The organism is Nocardioides limicola, from assembly GCF_016827675.1.
GTDB classification, from domain to species: domain Bacteria; phylum Actinomycetota; class Actinomycetes; order Propionibacteriales; family Nocardioidaceae; genus Nocardioides; species Nocardioides limicola.
In genome coordinates this window covers 447,849-463,187 of record NZ_JAERJA010000002.1, presented here as the reverse complement: position 1 = coordinate 463,187, position 15,339 = coordinate 447,849, and the positions used below count along the sequence as shown (strand labels likewise).

Below are 15,339 nucleotides of genomic sequence, written 5' to 3'. Positions count from 1 at the left end.
CCCCTGACCCGGGGGCCGTTCCGGGCGACTAGACTGCCCTCGCAGCATTCGCGCCAGTTATCAGGAGTCGCCCCGTGGCCCGTGTCGTGGTTGATGTCATGCCCAAGCCCGAGATCCTCGACCCGCAGGGCAAGGCCGTCCTCGGCGCGCTGCCGCGGCTTGGCTTCTCCGGGGTCGCCGACGTTCGGCAGGGCAAGCGGTTCGAGTTGACCGTCGACGGCGAGATCACCGACGAGGTGCTCGCCGAGGTCGACAAGATGGCCGAGACGCTGCTCTCCAACCCGGTGATCGAGGACTATTCGGTGCGCGTCGAGGTTGACGCATGAGGGTCGGGGTCGTCACCTTCCCTGGTTCCCTCGATGACGTTGACGCCGTCCGCGCGGTTCGCCTCGCCGGCCATGAGGCGCAGCCGCTGTGGCACGGGGATGCGGACCTGCGCGGTGTCGACGCCGTGGTGCTGCCCGGCGGCTTCTCGTACGGCGACTACCTGCGCGCCGGCGCCATCTCCCGGTTCGCGCCGGTGATGACCGAGGTCGTCGCGGCCGCCGGCCGGGGGATGCCGGTGCTCGGTATCTGCAACGGCTTCCAGATCCTCACCGAGTCCCACCTGCTGCCCGGTGCGCTGATCCGCAACCACCACCGGAAGTTCATCTGCCGCGACCAGGCCCTGGTGATCGAGAACACCGCGACCGCGTGGACCAGCGGCTACCGGACCGGCGAAGAGGTCACCGTGGTGCTCAAGAACGGCGAAGGTGCCTTCGCTGCCGACGAGCAGACCTTGGACCGACTCGAAGGCGAGGGCCGAGTGGTGGCCCGGTACGTCGGCAACCCGAACGGCTCGATGCGCGACATCGCCGGTGTCACCAACGAACGCGGCAACGTGGTCGGGCTGATGCCGCACCCCGAGCACGCGGTGGAGGAGGGCTACGGCCCCGGGGTTGCCGGCCTCGGCTTCTTCACCAGCCTGCTGGAGACCGTCGCCTCGTGACCCCGGCGCGGGTGTTCCGCACCGTCGCCATCGCCGAGGCGATCACCTGGGCGCTGCTGCTGGTGGGGATGTTCCTCAAGTACGTCACCGGCACCACCGAGCTCGGCGTCACCGTCTTCGGGATGCTGCACGGGGTGGTCTTCATCGGCTACTGCCTGGTGACGGTGCTGGTCTGGGTGGACCAACGGTGGCCGTTCCGGGTCGGCGTACTCGGCCTGGTGGCAGCGGTGCCACCGCTGGCGACGGTCCCCTTCGACTTGTGGGTGGAGCGTCGTGGCCTGACCCGCGACCACTGGCTCACCCACCCCGACACCAACCGCAACGCGGCCGAGCGGGTGGTCTGCTGGCTCTTGCGGCACCACCGCCTCGGGATCGCCGCATTCGTGGTGCTGGTGGCGGCGATGACCGCGGCGGCGTTGGCGGTCGGACCCCCTGTCGGCTGAGCCGGCCCGCCTCGCCTGAAACACCTCGGCCGAGTCAGCGCCGTCCCTCGGTCAGCACCTGCCACCGGTCCAGGGAGATGACCCCACTGGCGGTCACGCCGACCTTGCGTTGGTACTCCTTCACGGCGGTCTCGGTGGCCCGGTCGAAGGCGCCGGTGATCGCCAGCTTCGGTCCGCCGGCGGCGTTCATCGCGCGCTGCACACGTCGTACAGCAGGGCCGGTGGAGCCGACCTTGAGTACCGGCTGGCCGCCGCGGGCGTGGAGTTGCACCCAGTTGCGCCGGTTGAAGGTGGCGGCGACCTTGCCCGGGTGCGCGGCCCGGAACGCGCGGATCGCCCGGCGCAGATTGTCGGTGTAGCGGTCGTTGACCTTGCCCTGGTAGAAGCCCTGCCGCTTCAGCAGGCACTTCAAGGCCTTCGTCTGGGCGGGGCGGGCGTTCGCGGGGCCGACCTTGCGATAGACCGCGAAGTCGACCTTGGTGCCGCACAGCCGTGACTTGGGGCGCGGACTGGAGCCGCGGCCGAGGTCGAGCCAGTTGGAGTCGATGTTGATCGTCACCCCGCCCCAGGTCTCCAGGTGTCCGCCCAGGTACTGCTTGACCCGGCCGCCGGGGCGCCAACCGTCCTCGCGGATGAAGCTGCTGGAGGTGTTGGCGATCCCGTCCCAGCGGGCCAGCCAGATCCGGTCGGGCAGCGTGAAGGTGCCGGGGCGGTTCACCCGGGCGTCATCGAGTGCCTTGATCCCGGAGCCGGCGCTGGAGTAGACGCCGGAGACGTAGCCCCTCTGGTGCAGCCGCTCGGTCCAGGCGGACAGGAACCACAGCACCGACTCGCGGCAGCGGACCTTGGTGATGTCGAAGGCCTCGATGTCGTACCAGAGGGTGCTGCCCGCGACGATGCCGAGCCGGAGAGCCTCGGTCACCGCCTTGTCGGCCTCGGCGACGGCCTGGGCGCGTGCCCTCGGGTAGGTGCCGTCACCGACCCTGCGGCTGATCACCGGGTCGTTGCCGTACCTGGGGAAGTGCGGGCTGCAGCCGGCCTGGGGGCCCAACGTGATCGGCAGCAACCGCCAGCCGTTGGCCAGTTGGGTGCTGATCCAGGTGGGGGTGAGGTTCGGCTGGTTGCGGCAGCCGCGCGAGTCTCCGGTGATGTAGATGCCGACCGCCCAGAAGGGGGAGTGGTGCAGCCAGGTGTCCATCGCCTTCTGGGTGGGCGCCAGGCACTGGTCGAAGCCGTAGCCGGTGAAGTCGCCGGGGGTGGCGCGGTTGCTGGCCTGCGCTGGCGCGGCGATGGTCAGGGCCGCCAGGAGGGCGGCGGCGGCCGCGGTCGCGACGGTACGACGGATGCTCATGGGGGCTCTCAGCGCGCAGGTTGCCGGTCGGGGGATGGTGCACTTTAGTCCCATTGGCCTCAGAAGCAACAGAGTCCTTCGGCCTGATCCGGGCTGCGTCGCCCGGCAGGCCGGGCCAGCGTCCCACCCCCTCGCCCTGCGCTCCGGCGTACCGCCCGGGGCCGGTAGATTGCCCCCTGTGACAAGCGCCCTGGACACCGTCGCCGTTGCTGCCTCCGACCCCGACCGCACCCAGCCGTGGGCCGAGCTCGGACTCAAGGAGGACGAGTACGCCCGGATCCGCGAGATCCTCGGCCGCCGGCCGACCAGCAGCGAGTTGGCCATGTACTCGGTGATGTGGAGCGAGCACTGCTCCTACAAGTCCTCCAAGGTGCACCTCAAGCAGTTCGGCGAGCTGAGCCAGGAGACCCCGGTCGGCAAGATGCTCGCCGGCATCGGCGAGAACGCCGGCGTGATCGACATCGGCCACGGGTACGCCGTCACCTTCAAGGTCGAGTCCCACAACCACCCCTCCTACGTGGAGCCCTATCAGGGCGCGGCCACCGGGATCGGCGGCATCGTCCGCGACATCCTGGCGATGGGCGCACGCCCGGTCGCGGTGATGGACCCGCTGCGGTTCGGCCCGCTCGACGCCCCCGACACGCACCGGGTGCTCCCCGGCATCGTGGCCGGGGTCGGCGGCTACGGCAACTGCCTCGGCCTGCCCAACATCGGCGGCGAGGCGGTCTTCGACGCCAGCTACGCCGGCAATCCGCTGGTCAACGCGCTCTGCGTGGGTGTGCTCAGGCACGAGGACCTGCATCTGGCCAAGGCGTCCGGTGTCGGCAACCAGGTGATCCTGTACGGCGCCCGCACCGGCGGCGACGGCATCGGCGGGGTCTCGGTGCTCGCCTCCGAGACGTTCAGCGAGGACGGCCCCGCCAAGCGGCCCAGCGTGCAGGTCGGTGACCCGTTCATGGAGAAGCTCCTGATCGAGTGCACCCTCGAACTCTTCGCGGCCGGCGTGGTGGCCGGCATCCAGGACCTCGGCGGCGCCGGACTCTCCTGCGCCACCTCCGAGCTCGCCTCCGCGGGCGAGGGCGGCATGCACGTGGAGTTGGAGCGGGTGCCGTTGCGCGACTCGACGCTGTCACCCGAAGAGATCCTGATGAGCGAGTCCCAGGAGCGGATGATGGCGGTCGTCGAGCCCGCCGACGTGGACAAGTTCCTGGCCATCTGCGCCAAGTGGGATGTCGAGGCCACGGTGGTCGGTGAGGTGACCGACAGCGGCCGGCTGCATGTGGACTGGCACGGCGAACGCGTCGTCGACGTCCCGCCGCGGACCGTGGCGCACGAGGGTCCGACGTACCAGCGCCCGTTCGCGCGGCCGGACTCCCAGGACGCGCTGCAGGCGGACCGGGCCGAGGCGTTGCCCCGGCCGGCGACCGGCGACGAGCTGCGGGCCACCCTGCTGCAGTTGCTCGGCTCGCCGAACCTGTGCGACAAGTCCTGGATCACCGACCAGTACGACCGCTACGTGCGCGGCAACACCGCGCTCGCCCAGCCCGAGGACGCCGGGATGATCCGGGTCGATGAGGAGACCGGGCTCGGGGTCGCCGTCTCCACCGACTGCAACGGGCGCTTCGCGCTGCTCGACCCGTACGCCGGCGCGCAGCTGGCGCTGGCGGAGTCCTACCGCAACGTCTCGGTCGCCGGTGCCACCCCGCTGGCGATCTCGGACTGCCTCAACTTCGGCTCCCCCGAGGAGCCGGGGGTGATGTGGCAGTTCGCGGAGGCCTGTCGGGGCCTCAAGGACGCCTGCGCCGAGCTGGGCATCCCGGTCACCGGCGGCAACGTCAGCCTGTACAACTCCACCGGCGACACTGCGATCCTGCCCACCCCGGTGGTGGCGGTGCTCGGGGTCATCGACGACGTCGAGAGTCGGACGCGCGCCGGCTTCGCGGCCGCCGACGAGGTGGTGGTGCTGCTCGGCGAGACCCGCGAGGAGCTCTCCGGTGGTGAATGGGCGCACGTGGCGCATGGGCACGTCGGCGGTCTGCCCCCGCGGGTCGACCTGGCGGCGGAACGGTCGCTGGGCGAGCTGCTGGCTCAGGCGCGCGGCGTGGTCACCTCTGCCCACGACCTCTCCGATGGCGGCCTCGCGCAGGCGCTGGCGGAGTCGGTGCTGCGCCATGGCGTCGGCGCCACGGTGGCGGTGCCGGGTGATGCGTTCGTGTCGCTCTTCTCCGAGTCGGTGGCACGCGCGCTGGTCACGGTCACCGTCGATGATCTGCCCCGCCTGCAGGAGCTCGCGGAGCGTCACGGCGTACCGCTCACCCAGCTCGGTGCCACCGGCGGCGACTCCCTCGTCATTGCGGGCCTCTCCCAGACCGCAGCCCCGGAATCGGTGACCTTCTCGATTCCAGTCAGTGAACTCCGCGAGACCTGGACCTCTACTCTCCCCGCGATCCTCGACGCCTGACCAAGTACGACGCCCAGCCGCGCGAGGTGGGGTTTGTGGCCGCGCGAGGTGGGCGTTGTGGCCGCGCCATGGGCCACAAACCCCACTTCGGCGGGCCACAAACCCCACCTCGGCGGTCGGTCAGTCGGCTTGCGGGTCGGGGTGCACGGCGATGAAGAGTGAGATCGCCTTCCCGGCCGGGTCGGGGGGCAGGTCCTTGAACTCGTTCAGCAGCGCCCGCAACCGGTCGTTGAATTCGTCGAGGCGGGGCTGATCGAGCTTCAGGCCGAGCCTGATCGTGTCGAGTTCGGTGGGGGCGATCTCGGCGACCTCGGCCAGGAACGTGTCCAGGAGCAGATGGTGCTGTCCGTCGGCCAGCGGCGTGTCCCAGGAGGCCCCGGTCGCGGAGTAGGGGATCTCCTTGGCGCCGCGGTTGCCACGGCGCGACTCCTGGGCTTCGAGGAACCCAGCCCTGGTCAGGGTGCGCACATGGTGCAGGGCTGCGGCCGGCGTGATGCCGAGTACGTCGGCGATCTCCTTGTTGGTCCGCGGCTCGTGCAGGCAGATCCGCAGGATGCGGAGCCGCAGCGGGGAACTGAGAGCCCGCCCGCGAGCCAGCGCATCGTCAGTCACCTGTTCATCGTAGTCCCATAAGTGATTGGCAATGCCTAATCACTGTGGCATGATGCGAGGCATGGCGACGGCAGACGAACGCATGACCCCACCTTCACTGAGCCGCGACCGCAACTTCCGGCACCTGTGGGCCGGCGAAACCATCGCCCAGTTCGGGGTGCAGATCGGCCAGATCGCCATCCCGGTGATCGCGGTACACCTGCTGATGGCGAGCGAGTTCCAGATCGGCCTGCTCAACACCTTCGCCACCGCCGCCTTCCTGCTCATCGGCCTCCCTGCGGGCGCTTGGGTCGACCGCTGGCTCAAGCGCCGGGTGATGATCGCCGCCGACCTGGTCCGCGCCGGAGCGCTCACCGCGATCCCGTTGCTCTGGTACACCGATGCCTTGCAGATCTGGCACCTGTACGCCGTCGCCGCCGTGCTGGGTGTGGCCACCACCTTCTTCGACGTCTCCTACCAGTCCTATGTGCCGATCCTGGTCCGACCCGACCAGATCTCCTCGGCCAACTCCCGACTGGAGGCGAGCTTCCAGGTCGCCCGGATCGCCGGCCCGGGCGTGGGCGGGCTGGCCCTCAAGGTGATCAGCGCCCCCCTGCTGGTGATCGCCGACGCGGTCGGCTACCTCGTCTCGGCGCTCTTCCTGGCCCGGATCCGGGACACCGAGGTACGCCGTACCCCTGCCGAGCGAGACTCGCTGCTGCGCGAGATCGGTGAGGGGCTCGGTTTCGTCTGGCGTCACGACCTGATCCGCCGGATCACCCTGTGCACGGCGATCGGGAACTTCGGCATGACGATGGTCTTCACCCTTGCTCCGCTGTTGATCCTCCGAACGCTCGGCTTCGAGCCGTGGATGATGGGGCTGGCCATCAGCGTCGGTGCCGTCGGCGGCATCGTCGGCGCGGCTCTCACCCCGGCACTGAGCCGCCGGATCGGTGAGGGCACGGTCATCCCGGTGGCTGCCGTCGGGATGGGGGTGGCCGGCTTCCTGCTGCCGCTGACTGTGCTGGCGCCGACGCAGCCGGCCAGGTTCGCGATGCTGGTGGTGGCCGAGTTCGCCATCAGTTTCGGCGTCCTTGCCTACAACGTCACCCAGGTCAGCATGCGCCAGCGGGTCTGCCCCCGGGCACTGCTGGGCAGGATGAACGCGTCGATCCGATGCCTGGTCTGGGGAGTGATGCCGATCAGCGCGTTCGTTGCCGGAGTGGTCGCCTCCCAGGTCGGCGTGGTGCCCACTGTGTGGCTCGGCTGTGGCATCTCCTTCGTGGCCGCAGCCCCGGTGCTGTTCTCGCCGCTGCGTGGAATGCGCAGCCTCCCCGATGCTGAGACCGCCCAGCAACTACGCTGACTCGGTGCCGCCACGCCTCCGTCCAGCCGACCCGTTCGAGGTGAACGACGCGCTGGCCAGGTTCGGCGGCGACGAGGCGACCTCGGCTGACCTGAGGCTTCTCTGCAAGCACTACCTGGCGCTACTCAGCGTGATCGCTCCCGGTCGGTCGGTCGAGGTGCGGATACCTCCGTACGCCGCCGCGCAGGTCGTCGCCGGCGTACGGCACACCCGTGGCACGCCGCCCGCGGTCGTGGAGATGACGCCGACGCTGTGGATCCGGCTCGCCATCGGCCAGATCACCTGGGCTCAAGCCACTCAGTCGCCGGAGTTCACCGCGAGCGGGGAGCGAGCCGACCTGTCGGCGTACCTGCCGATCCGCTGATCGAACTACCCCCGGGCGAGCCACCGGTGCGCGGCGCGGTCGAATGGCTCCCGCCGCTCGGTCAGGGCCTCGCCGACCTCGCGCCAGGCCTCGAGGGCGAGTTCGACCCATGCCCGCGGATAGGTGGGGGAGCGGAGTTCGAAGTCGTCACGGTCCAGCATGGACACCGACCCGTCGGCGGCGCGCTCACAATCCAGGTCCAGGTCGATGAACCAGCGCAGCCCGGGTTCGGTGGTGAGGTCGGTCGCCACGTCCACGCGCACGCTTCCGTCGGGCTGGAACCATGCCACCCAGGATTGCGTGGACGGGAACAGCAGTGCGCCTGCCTCAGATGGGACCCACAGCCACTCACCCCAGGTGTCGACGCCCAGCGATCGCGCGGTCCAGGTCGCGCGGACGACGCCGCCGACCTTGCGTTTCTGCACCCGCATCGGTGTGGCCTCCGGTCCGATGAGTGGGGGACCCTGCCACGGTACCGAGAGTCTGTACAGCGTCGATATGTGACACCTCGGCCGCCGAGATGGGCTACTTCGGCCGCCGAGGTGGGCTACTTCGGCGGGGGGCTAGGGTCGGGAGCCATGGACGTCACCAGCCCCCACGACTCCGGCCACGATTCCGGCCACGATTCCGGCCACGATTCCGGCCACGATTCCGGCCACGACTCCGGCCACGACTCCGGCCGCGACGATGCCGGCACCCTCAGTGTCGCTGAGGTTCGGAGCCGCCTGGCCGCCGAGATGCCACGGCTTCGCGCCGACCTGGAGGCGCTGGTCGCCATCGAGTCGGTGAGCGCGGACCCGGCCCGGGCCGGCGAGGTGGAGCGCAGTGCCGAGGCGACCGCCGCGCTGTTGGCCGCGGAAGGGGTCCGGACCGAGATCGTCCGGGCCCACGAGGGCGCACCGCCGGCCGTCCTCGGTCTCAAGCAGGGGCCGGTCGGGGCGCCGACCGTGCTGCTCTACGCCCACCACGACGTGCAGCCGGAGAACGACCACGCCGAGTGGGACTCGCCGCCGTACGTCGCCACCGAGCGCGGGGAGCGGCTCTACGGCCGAGGGGCCGCCGACGACAAGGCCGGCATCATCGCTCACCTGGCCGCGCTGCGGATCTGGGGCGACGACCTGCCGGTCACCGTCAAGTTCTTCATCGAGGGTGAGGAGGAGGTCGGCTCGCACACACTCCCGGCGCTGCTCGCCGCCCATCAGGACCGGCTCGCCGCCGACGTCATCGTGATCGCCGACTCGGCCAACTTCGACGTCGGGGTGCCCGCGCTGACCACCAGCCTGCGCGGCATGGTGCGCGCCGACGTCGAGGTGCGCACCCTCACCCACGCCGTGCACTCGGGGATGTGGGGAGGCCTCGTCCCCGATGCGCTGATGACGCTGAGCCGCCTGATCGCCACCCTCCACGATGACGCCGGCAACCTCGCCATCGCCGGCCTGTACGCCGGTCCGGCCGCCGACGTCGACTACCCCGAGGCCCGACTGCGGGCCGAGTCCGGCGCGGTCGAGGGACTGCAGCTGATCGGTGACGGCACCGCCGTCGAGCGGCTGTGGACCCGGCCCGCACTGAGCATCACCGGACTCGACGCCCCCCAGGTCGAGGGCGCCTCCAACACCCTGGTGCCCGCCGCCCGGGCCCGACTCTCGTTGCGGATCGCGCCCGGCGACACCACCGACAACGCCGCCGACGCCTTGCGCCGGCACGTCGAGTCGCACACGCCCTGGGGTGCGAGCGTCACGTTCACCCTCGTCGACACCGGCGAAGCCACCCGGATCGACGCCCAGGGTCCGGCGTACGACGCGGCCCGGGCCGCCTTCACCGCCGCCTGGGACGGCACCGCGCCGATCGACATGGGGGTGGGCGGATCGATCCCGTTCATCGCCGAGTTCCTCGACGCCTTCCCGTCCGCCGCGGTGCTGGTCACCGGCGTGGAGGACCCCGACACCCGGGCCCACGGAGCCAACGAGGGGCTGCACCTGGCTGAGTTCGAGCGGGTCTGCGTGGCCGAGGCGCTGCTGCTCGGGAACCTGGCCGCCGAGTGACCTCGGGCACACTCCAGCCCGGATGCGCGTCCGGCCCCCGTCGCCGACTCGGACCAGCCACCCGACTCGCCTAGACTGACCGACGTGCGCCCAAGCAAAGGTGGCGACGGCCGCCTCACCGCAGCACTGGACCCCCAGGACCAAGGACCGCAGGACGCCTGCGGAGTCTTCGGTGTCTGGGCGCCCGGTGAAGACGTCGCCAAACTCACCTACTACGGCATCTACGCGCTGCAGCACCGCGGCCAGGAGTCGGCCGGGATAGCGGTCAGCAACGGGAGACAGATCCTCGTCTACAAGGACATGGGGCTGGTCTCGCAGGTCTTCGACGAGTCCACGCTCGAGTCGCTGCGCGGACACGTGGCGATCGGCCACTGCCGCTACTCCACCACCGGGGCGCCGACCTGGCACAACGCCCAGCCGACGTTCCACCCCACCGCCGAGGGCTCGATCGCACTGGCCCACAACGGCAACCTGATCAACACCGCCGAGCTCGCCGACATCCTCGCCGCCAGGAACCTGGACGCCGAGCTCGATCTGCACCTGCGGATGCCCGGTGAGACCACCAACGACACCGCGATCGTCACCCAACTGCTCGCCGACCATCCGGGCAGCACCGTCGAGGAGCGCGCCGTCGAACTGCTGCCCCAGGTGCGGGGTGCGTTCAGCTTCGTCTGGATGACCGAGCAGACCCTGTACGCCGCCCGGGACCCGCAGGGGATCCGGCCGCTGGTGCTGGGCCGCCTGGAACGCGGCTGGGTGGTCGCCTCCGAGACCGCCGCACTGGACATCGTCGGCGCCTCCTACATCCGTGAGATCGAGCCGGGCGAGATGGTGATGGTGGACGAGGCCGGGCTGCGGTCCCGGCGGTTCGCCGACGCCGCCCCGAAGCACTGCCTGTTCGAGTTCGTCTACCTGGCCCGGCCGGACACGCTGATGAACGACCAGCGGATGCACAGCGTCCGGGTCGAGATCGGCCGCAAGCTGGCCAAGACCTACCCGGTGGAGGCGGACCTGGTGATCCCGGTCCCCGAATCGGGCGTCCCGTCGGCGATCGGCTTCGCCGAGGCCTCCGGCATCCCTTACGGCACCGGGCTGGTCAAGAACTCCTACGTCGGCCGCACCTTCATCCAGCCCAGCCAGACGATCCGGCAACTCGGCATCCGGCTGAAGCTGAACCCCTTGCGTGACGTCATCGAGGGCAAACGACTCGTCGTCGTCGACGACTCCATCGTCCGCGGCAACACCCAGCGCGCCCTGATCAGGATGCTCCGGGAGGCCGGCGCCAAGGAGATCCACGTCCGGATCGCCTCCCCGCCGGTGAAGTGGCCGTGCTTCTACGGCATCGACTTCGCCACCCGGGCCGAACTGGTCGCCAACGGGCTCAGCCCCGAGGAGATCGGCCGCTCCATCGACGCCGACAGTTTGGGCTACATCTCCCTCGAGGACCTGGTCGAGGCCACCAACGTGCCGATGGACAACCTGTGTCGGGCCTGCTTCGACGGGGAGTACCCGATCCCGCTGCCCGACACCGAGAAGCTCGGCAAGGACCTGCTCGAGCAGCGCGCCTCCCTGCGCACCGACGCCGATGGCCTGGCCGTCTCGACGACCGGCGGCGGGGCCGTGGACGCCCTGAGTCGTCCCTGACGCCGAGCCGACCGTGACCACCCACCTGACAGGAGCCAGATGAGCGAGAACGCCTACGCCGCCGCCGGAGTCTCGATCGAGGCCGGTGACCGGGCCGTGGAGCTGATGAAGACCTGGGTGGAGAAGGCGCGCCGCCCGGAGATGCTCGGCGGCATCGGAGGCTTCGCCGGACTGTTCGACGCGTCCGCGCTGAAGTCCTACGACCGCCCGCTGCTGGCCAGCTCGGCCGACGGCGTGGGCACCAAGGTGGCCATCGCGCAGGCGATGGACAAGCACGACACGATCGGCTTCGACCTGGTCGGGATGCTCGTCGACGACCTGGTGGTCTGTGGCGCCGAGCCGCTCTTCCTCACCGACTACATCGCCTGCGGCAAGGTGGTCCCGGAGCGGATCGCCTCGATCGTCCGCGGCATCGCCGAGGCCTGCGTGGAGGCCGGCTGTGCGCTGATCGGTGGCGAGACCGCCGAGCACCCGGGGCTGCTGGAGCCGGACGAGTACGACGTGGCCGGCTCCACCACCGGCGTGGTCGAGGCCGCCGACCTGCTCGGCGCCGAGCGGGTCCGTGCGGGTGACCTGGTGATCGCGATGGAGGCCTCCGGCCTGCACTCGAACGGCTACTCGTTGGTGCGGCACGTGCTCCTCGGTGACCCCGCCCACGGCGGCGCGGGCTGGTCGCTGGACGCGCACATCGACGACTTCGGCCGCACCCTGGGTGAGGAGTTGCTGGAGCCGACCCGGATCTATGCCAAGGCCTGCCTGGCGCTGGCCCGCCGTACTCAGACGCACGCGATGTCGCACATCACCGGTGGTGGCCTGGCCGCCAACCTGGAGCGGGTGCTGCCGGAGTCGGTGACCGCCACGGTGGACCGCACCACGTGGACCCCGCAGCCTGTCTTCGACGTGGTCCGTCGCGTCGGCAAGGTGGACCAGCCGGACCTGGAGATGACCCTGAACTGCGGCGTCGGGATGGTCGCCATGGTCGACCGGCAGGACGCCGATGCGGCGGTTGAGGTGCTGGCCGAGTTCGGCATCCGTGGCTGGGTGGCCGGGGTCGTCGGCGACGCGACCGGATCCGACGGCGGCTCGGTCCGGATGGTCGGGCAGCACCCCGGCTGGTGACACGTGCCACACCAGAGGCATTTTCGCTGACGGCGTAGTCCAAATCCGCCGCCCTGGTGTGCAGGAATGACCGTGGAGCAGGTAGCGTTGGCTCTACGAGACAGACTGAGATCCCGGGCACAGCCCCGGCCGATGCGTGCGAGGGGGTCGGACCCTATGGGGCGCGGCCGAGCGAAGGCCAAGCAGACCAAGGTTGCCCGCGAGTTGAAGTACCGCACTCATGAGACGGACTTCGGCGCGCTGGCACGAGAGTTGCATGGCGATGACAAGAACGAGACCGACACGTCGGAGGACCTTGACTGGCCCGACAAACCCGACATCTCGCGCGATGACTGATCACTCCTCGCCCGAGGCCTGCGCCTCCTGAACTGGACGGAGCCCGGGCCCCTCGGTCGAGGAGGCCCGAGTTCACGCGATCAGGCTGCCTCTCGGCGGCCGGCGCGCAACCGTTCCTCGGCCAGTCGGTCCGCTGCGACCGCGGCCGGGACGTGGGTGCGTCGGGCGAGCTCGAAGACGGCCGTGGTGGTGTCGAAGATCCGTTCGGCGCGGTTCCGGGCCTCGGTGGCCGAGTAGCCGTACACCTCCGAGGCGACCTGGATCAGTCCGCCGGCGTTCACGCAGTAGTCGGGCGCGTAGAGGATCCCCGCTGCCGCCAGGGCCTGCTCGATGCCGGGGTGGGCCAACTGGTTGTTGGCGGCACCGCAGACGACCGCCGCCTGCAGGGCGTCGACCACGTCGTCGTCCAGGGCGCCACCCAGCGCGCATGGTGCGTAGACGTCGAGGGTGCCGGTGACGAGGTCGCGGGTGTCAGCCACGACGCGGACCTCGGGATGGTCGGCGACGAGCTGGTCCACCGCCGGCTGGTACACGTCGGTGACCACGACCTCGGCGCCGTCGGTGAGCAGGTGCTCGACCAGGTGTCGGCCCACCTTGCCGACACCGGCCACGCCCACCCGGCGTCCGGCCAGGGTCGGCTCCCCCCAGACCTGCGCGGCCGCGGCCTGCATCCCCCGGAAGACGCCGAAGGCGGTCAACACCGAGGAGTCTCCGGAGCCACCGGCGGCGCTGCTGCGGCCGGTCACGTGCTGACACTGGCGTGCCACCACATCCATGTCGGCCGGGTAGGTGCCCACGTCGCAGGCGGTGATGTAGCGGCCATCGAGCGACTCGACGAGCCGCCCGTACGCCTCGAGCAGGGCGTCGGTCTTGGCGGCCGCAGGATCACCGAGGATGACCGCCTTGCCGCCGCCGAGCGCCAGCCCGGCCAGGGCGGCCTTGTAGGTCATCCCCCTGGACAGGTTCAGTACGTCGGCCAGCGCGGCCTCGGTGCTGGGATAGGGGTGGAAGCGGGTGCCGCCGAGGGCGGGTCCCAGAGTGGTGGAGTGGATCGCGACGATGGCCTTGAGGCCGGTCTCGGGGTCGTGACGGAAGACGACTTCCTCGTGATCGTCGGCGAAGACGTCGTACGCGCCGGATTCAGCGGACATGCAATCTCCTCGGTCGGGTGCCACGCGGGTGGGTGGCACTCTTGATCCCGGCCACGGAGGTGGTGTGACCGGTAACACAATCCTAGACCCTGCGGCTCATTCCGATGACCCGAGCAACAGGTCGCCGTGGCTGCCGTAGCCCAACAGCGCGCCACCGTGCTCGGTGCCGTCGAAGGTCACCCAGCACCACCCATCGCGGTGACGGGCGAGGGTGGGCCAGGGGATGTTGCTCGGGTACGGCGCGGTCAGGGTGCCGACCTCGGTCAGGGTCAGGTCGAAGACGGGGTACCGGCCGCCGGTGCCGCGTGGGCTCCGTGGCCCGTCGCTGGCGACCAGCCGCCAGCTGCCGTCGACCTGGAGCAGGGTGACGCCCTCGGTGGCGGTCCGGGACTCGTCGGCGGCCAGCAGCTCCAGCGCATCCAGGGTGGGGCCGGCGGCCAGTGCGGGGTGGAAGGAGAAGAACCGGGTGGCGGAGACGAACGCCACCAGCCAACCAGCATCGGTGCGGACCAGGTGCGGATCCCACACGCCCACCGACCGGGCCAGTGCCTCGGTGGGCAGTCGCAGCGGTACGCCGTCGAGCAGGTGGGTGCCGGTGAGCAGGTCGGCGTCAGTGCGGGAGAGGGTCACCTCGACCCGAGCGCCCGGTCGGTCGGGGTCGAAGTCGCCCCAGGTGCTGGCCGCGACCAGCCACTGGTCGTCGTCCCTGACCAGGTGGGTGGCGTGGTCGCCGAAGATGCCGCCGTCGCGGCGGAAGAACAGATCCGCCCGGTGCTGGAGCCGCCCGGTGTCGGGGTCGAGCGACCAGACGCCGGTGTGCGCGGTCGGGAAGAACCCCGGTCCGGCGTGGGTCAGGGTCAGCCAGAGTCCGTCGTCGGTGCGGTACGGCGTCCCGTCGGCGTGGCTGACGAAGCGAGGGTCCCGGAACCCGAGCTGGCCGAACGGGCCGCACTCCAATCCCGTCACCGGGGGCGGGCCAGCGCCGCGCCAGTGATGCCAGGGGGTGAGGTCGGCGAGCAGCCGCGGGTCGTGGCAGTCGATCAGGCCGGTCAGGTCGGCGCGCGCCCGGGCGGTCCAGGCGCCGTCGGGTGCCTGGGTGAAGAGGGTGAGCTGGGGTCCGGTGAGCGTGAGCGCCAGGGCCGTCGCCGGTGCGGACACGGTGCCGTGGCGGCGGCTGCGGTGACTGGTGGCGCCGGTGCCGGCATCGACGGTGAGCCTGGTGCGGCCGGTGGTCGCGTCGTACCAGCCGGCGAGTGAGATCCGGTCGGTGCGCCAGCCGATCCCGAGCTGGCCGGGGGCAGGATCCCCGGACAGGTGAGCGAGCACCGTCGTGCTGGGAGCCACCGGCCGGGAGGGGTAGGTCTCCTCGACCGGGGCGGTGCCGGCGGCCCACCGACGCACGTGTGCGGGGGTGGAGATCAGCGCGACCGGGCGGACCCGGCGGTCGAGCTGGAGAGGCGGCAGCACGTCAGCCAGTCTGTCA

General features: G+C 70.7%; 15 protein-coding genes. 10 read left to right on the top strand and 5 right to left on the bottom strand.

Translation table 11 applies throughout. From position 1 onward, the window contains the following. The first annotated feature begins 74 nt into the window (after window positions 1–74). Genes purS through JKG67_RS06200 form a run of 3 tightly spaced genes read left to right on the top strand, consistent with a single transcriptional unit; the run spans window position 75 to window position 1,431 of the window. On the top strand, window positions 75–326 hold the full coding sequence (purS, locus tag JKG67_RS06210) for a phosphoribosylformylglycinamidine synthase subunit PurS (RefSeq protein WP_203336393.1): 252 nt from the start codon (window positions 75–77) through the stop codon (window positions 324–326). Next, window positions 323–988, top strand: coding sequence for a phosphoribosylformylglycinamidine synthase subunit PurQ (gene purQ / locus JKG67_RS06205; RefSeq protein ID WP_203336392.1), 666 nt, complete (start codon window positions 323–325; stop codon window positions 986–988). Before purS ends, purQ begins: the two co-directional genes overlap by 4 nt. Next, window positions 985–1,431: a DUF3817 domain-containing protein gene (locus JKG67_RS06200; protein ID WP_203336391.1), complete on the top strand. Its 447-nt coding sequence runs from the start codon at window positions 985–987 to the stop codon at window positions 1,429–1,431. Before purQ ends, JKG67_RS06200 begins: the two co-directional genes overlap by 4 nt. Before the next feature lie 34 nt (window positions 1,432–1,465). On the opposite strand, the gene JKG67_RS06195 is transcribed toward JKG67_RS06200, so the two are convergent. Continuing rightward, window positions 1,466–2,782 (bottom strand): glycoside hydrolase domain-containing protein, encoded by a 1,317-nt coding sequence (locus JKG67_RS06195; protein ID WP_203336390.1) that lies wholly within the window; start codon window positions 2,780–2,782, stop codon window positions 1,466–1,468. A 178-nt stretch (window positions 2,783–2,960) separates the two neighbouring features. Between JKG67_RS06195 and purL the strand changes: the two genes are divergently transcribed. Beyond that, complete coding sequence (gene purL, locus JKG67_RS06190; protein ID WP_307816452.1) at window positions 2,961–5,243, top strand: phosphoribosylformylglycinamidine synthase subunit PurL; 2,283 nt, start codon at window positions 2,961–2,963, stop codon at window positions 5,241–5,243. Window positions 5,244–5,363: 120 nt separating this feature from the next. Here the strand turns inward: purL and JKG67_RS06185 are convergent, their stop codons facing one another. Next, window positions 5,364–5,855, bottom strand: coding sequence for a helix-turn-helix domain-containing protein (locus JKG67_RS06185; RefSeq protein WP_203336389.1), 492 nt, complete (start codon window positions 5,853–5,855; stop codon window positions 5,364–5,366). Between the two features lie 82 nt (window positions 5,856–5,937). Between JKG67_RS06185 and JKG67_RS06180 the strand changes: the two genes are divergently transcribed. Together JKG67_RS06180 and JKG67_RS06175 are read left to right on the top strand one after the other, a co-directional pair. Continuing rightward, window positions 5,938–7,200, top strand: a complete 1,263-nt coding sequence (locus JKG67_RS06180; RefSeq protein WP_203336388.1) for an MFS transporter — start codon at window positions 5,938–5,940, stop codon at window positions 7,198–7,200. 4 nt (window positions 7,201–7,204) lie between these two features. Continuing rightward, the gene (locus JKG67_RS06175; protein WP_307816451.1) at window positions 7,205–7,564 is read left to right on the top strand and encodes a sterol carrier family protein; all 360 of its coding nucleotides are present in this window, start codon (window positions 7,205–7,207) and stop codon (window positions 7,562–7,564) included. Between the two features lie 5 nt (window positions 7,565–7,569). Here JKG67_RS06175 and JKG67_RS06170 read toward each other — a convergent pair whose 3' ends face one another. Beyond that, entirely contained in the window at window positions 7,570–7,995 is a 426-nt protein-coding gene (locus JKG67_RS06170) for a DUF402 domain-containing protein (RefSeq protein ID WP_203336386.1), read from the bottom strand. A gap of 147 nt (window positions 7,996–8,142) precedes the next feature. Between JKG67_RS06170 and JKG67_RS06165 the strand changes: the two genes are divergently transcribed. The 4 genes from JKG67_RS06165 to JKG67_RS06150 all read left to right on the top strand — a co-directional run bounded on the left by JKG67_RS06165 (window position 8,143) and on the right by JKG67_RS06150 (window position 12,705). Beyond that, a complete protein-coding gene (locus tag JKG67_RS06165; RefSeq protein WP_203336385.1) occupies window positions 8,143–9,606 on the top strand; it encodes a dipeptidase in 1,464 nt (487 codons plus the stop codon). An 84-nt stretch (window positions 9,607–9,690) separates the two neighbouring features. Then, a complete protein-coding gene (gene purF, locus JKG67_RS06160) occupies window positions 9,691–11,250 on the top strand; it encodes an amidophosphoribosyltransferase (RefSeq protein WP_203336384.1) in 1,560 nt (519 codons plus the stop codon). 39 nt (window positions 11,251–11,289) lie between these two features. Further along, window positions 11,290–12,369 (top strand): phosphoribosylformylglycinamidine cyclo-ligase, encoded by a 1,080-nt coding sequence (gene purM / locus JKG67_RS06155; protein ID WP_203336383.1) that lies wholly within the window; start codon window positions 11,290–11,292, stop codon window positions 12,367–12,369. A gap of 156 nt (window positions 12,370–12,525) precedes the next feature. After that, window positions 12,526–12,705 (top strand): DUF3073 domain-containing protein, encoded by a 180-nt coding sequence (locus tag JKG67_RS06150; protein ID WP_203336382.1) that lies wholly within the window; start codon window positions 12,526–12,528, stop codon window positions 12,703–12,705. Window positions 12,706–12,785: 80 nt separating this feature from the next. Here JKG67_RS06150 and JKG67_RS06145 read toward each other — a convergent pair whose 3' ends face one another. Together JKG67_RS06145 and JKG67_RS06140 are read right to left on the bottom strand one after the other, a co-directional pair. Beyond that, complete coding sequence (locus JKG67_RS06145) at window positions 12,786–13,856, bottom strand: Leu/Phe/Val dehydrogenase (RefSeq protein WP_203336381.1); 1,071 nt, start codon at window positions 13,854–13,856, stop codon at window positions 12,786–12,788. Window positions 13,857–13,952: 96 nt separating this feature from the next. Further along, the gene (locus tag JKG67_RS06140; protein WP_203336380.1) at window positions 13,953–15,323 is read right to left on the bottom strand and encodes a hypothetical protein; all 1,371 of its coding nucleotides are present in this window, start codon (window positions 15,321–15,323) and stop codon (window positions 13,953–13,955) included. Between the last annotated feature and the right edge of the window lie 16 nt (window positions 15,324–15,339).

What these genes read in the sequence shown, in the direction of transcription:
- purQ (WP_203336392.1), top strand. Translation starts at nt 323, where the DNA reads ATGAGGGTCGGGGTCGTCACCTTCCCTGGTTCCCTCGATGACGTTGAC.
- JKG67_RS06195 (WP_203336390.1), bottom strand. Translation starts at nt 2,782, where the DNA reads ATGAGCATCCGTCGTACCGTCGCGACCGCGGCCGCCGCCGCCCTCCTG.
- JKG67_RS06180 (WP_203336388.1), top strand. Translation starts at nt 5,938, where the DNA reads ATGACCCCACCTTCACTGAGCCGCGACCGCAACTTCCGGCACCTGTGG.
- JKG67_RS06170 (WP_203336386.1), bottom strand. Translation starts at nt 7,995, where the DNA reads ATGCGGGTGCAGAAACGCAAGGTCGGCGGCGTCGTCCGCGCGACCTGG.
- JKG67_RS06165 (WP_203336385.1), top strand. Translation starts at nt 8,143, where the DNA reads ATGGACGTCACCAGCCCCCACGACTCCGGCCACGATTCCGGCCACGAT.
- purM (WP_203336383.1), top strand. Translation starts at nt 11,290, where the DNA reads ATGAGCGAGAACGCCTACGCCGCCGCCGGAGTCTCGATCGAGGCCGGT.
- JKG67_RS06150 (WP_203336382.1), top strand. Translation starts at nt 12,526, where the DNA reads ATGGGGCGCGGCCGAGCGAAGGCCAAGCAGACCAAGGTTGCCCGCGAG.
- JKG67_RS06145 (WP_203336381.1), bottom strand. Translation starts at nt 13,856, where the DNA reads ATGTCCGCTGAATCCGGCGCGTACGACGTCTTCGCCGACGATCACGAG.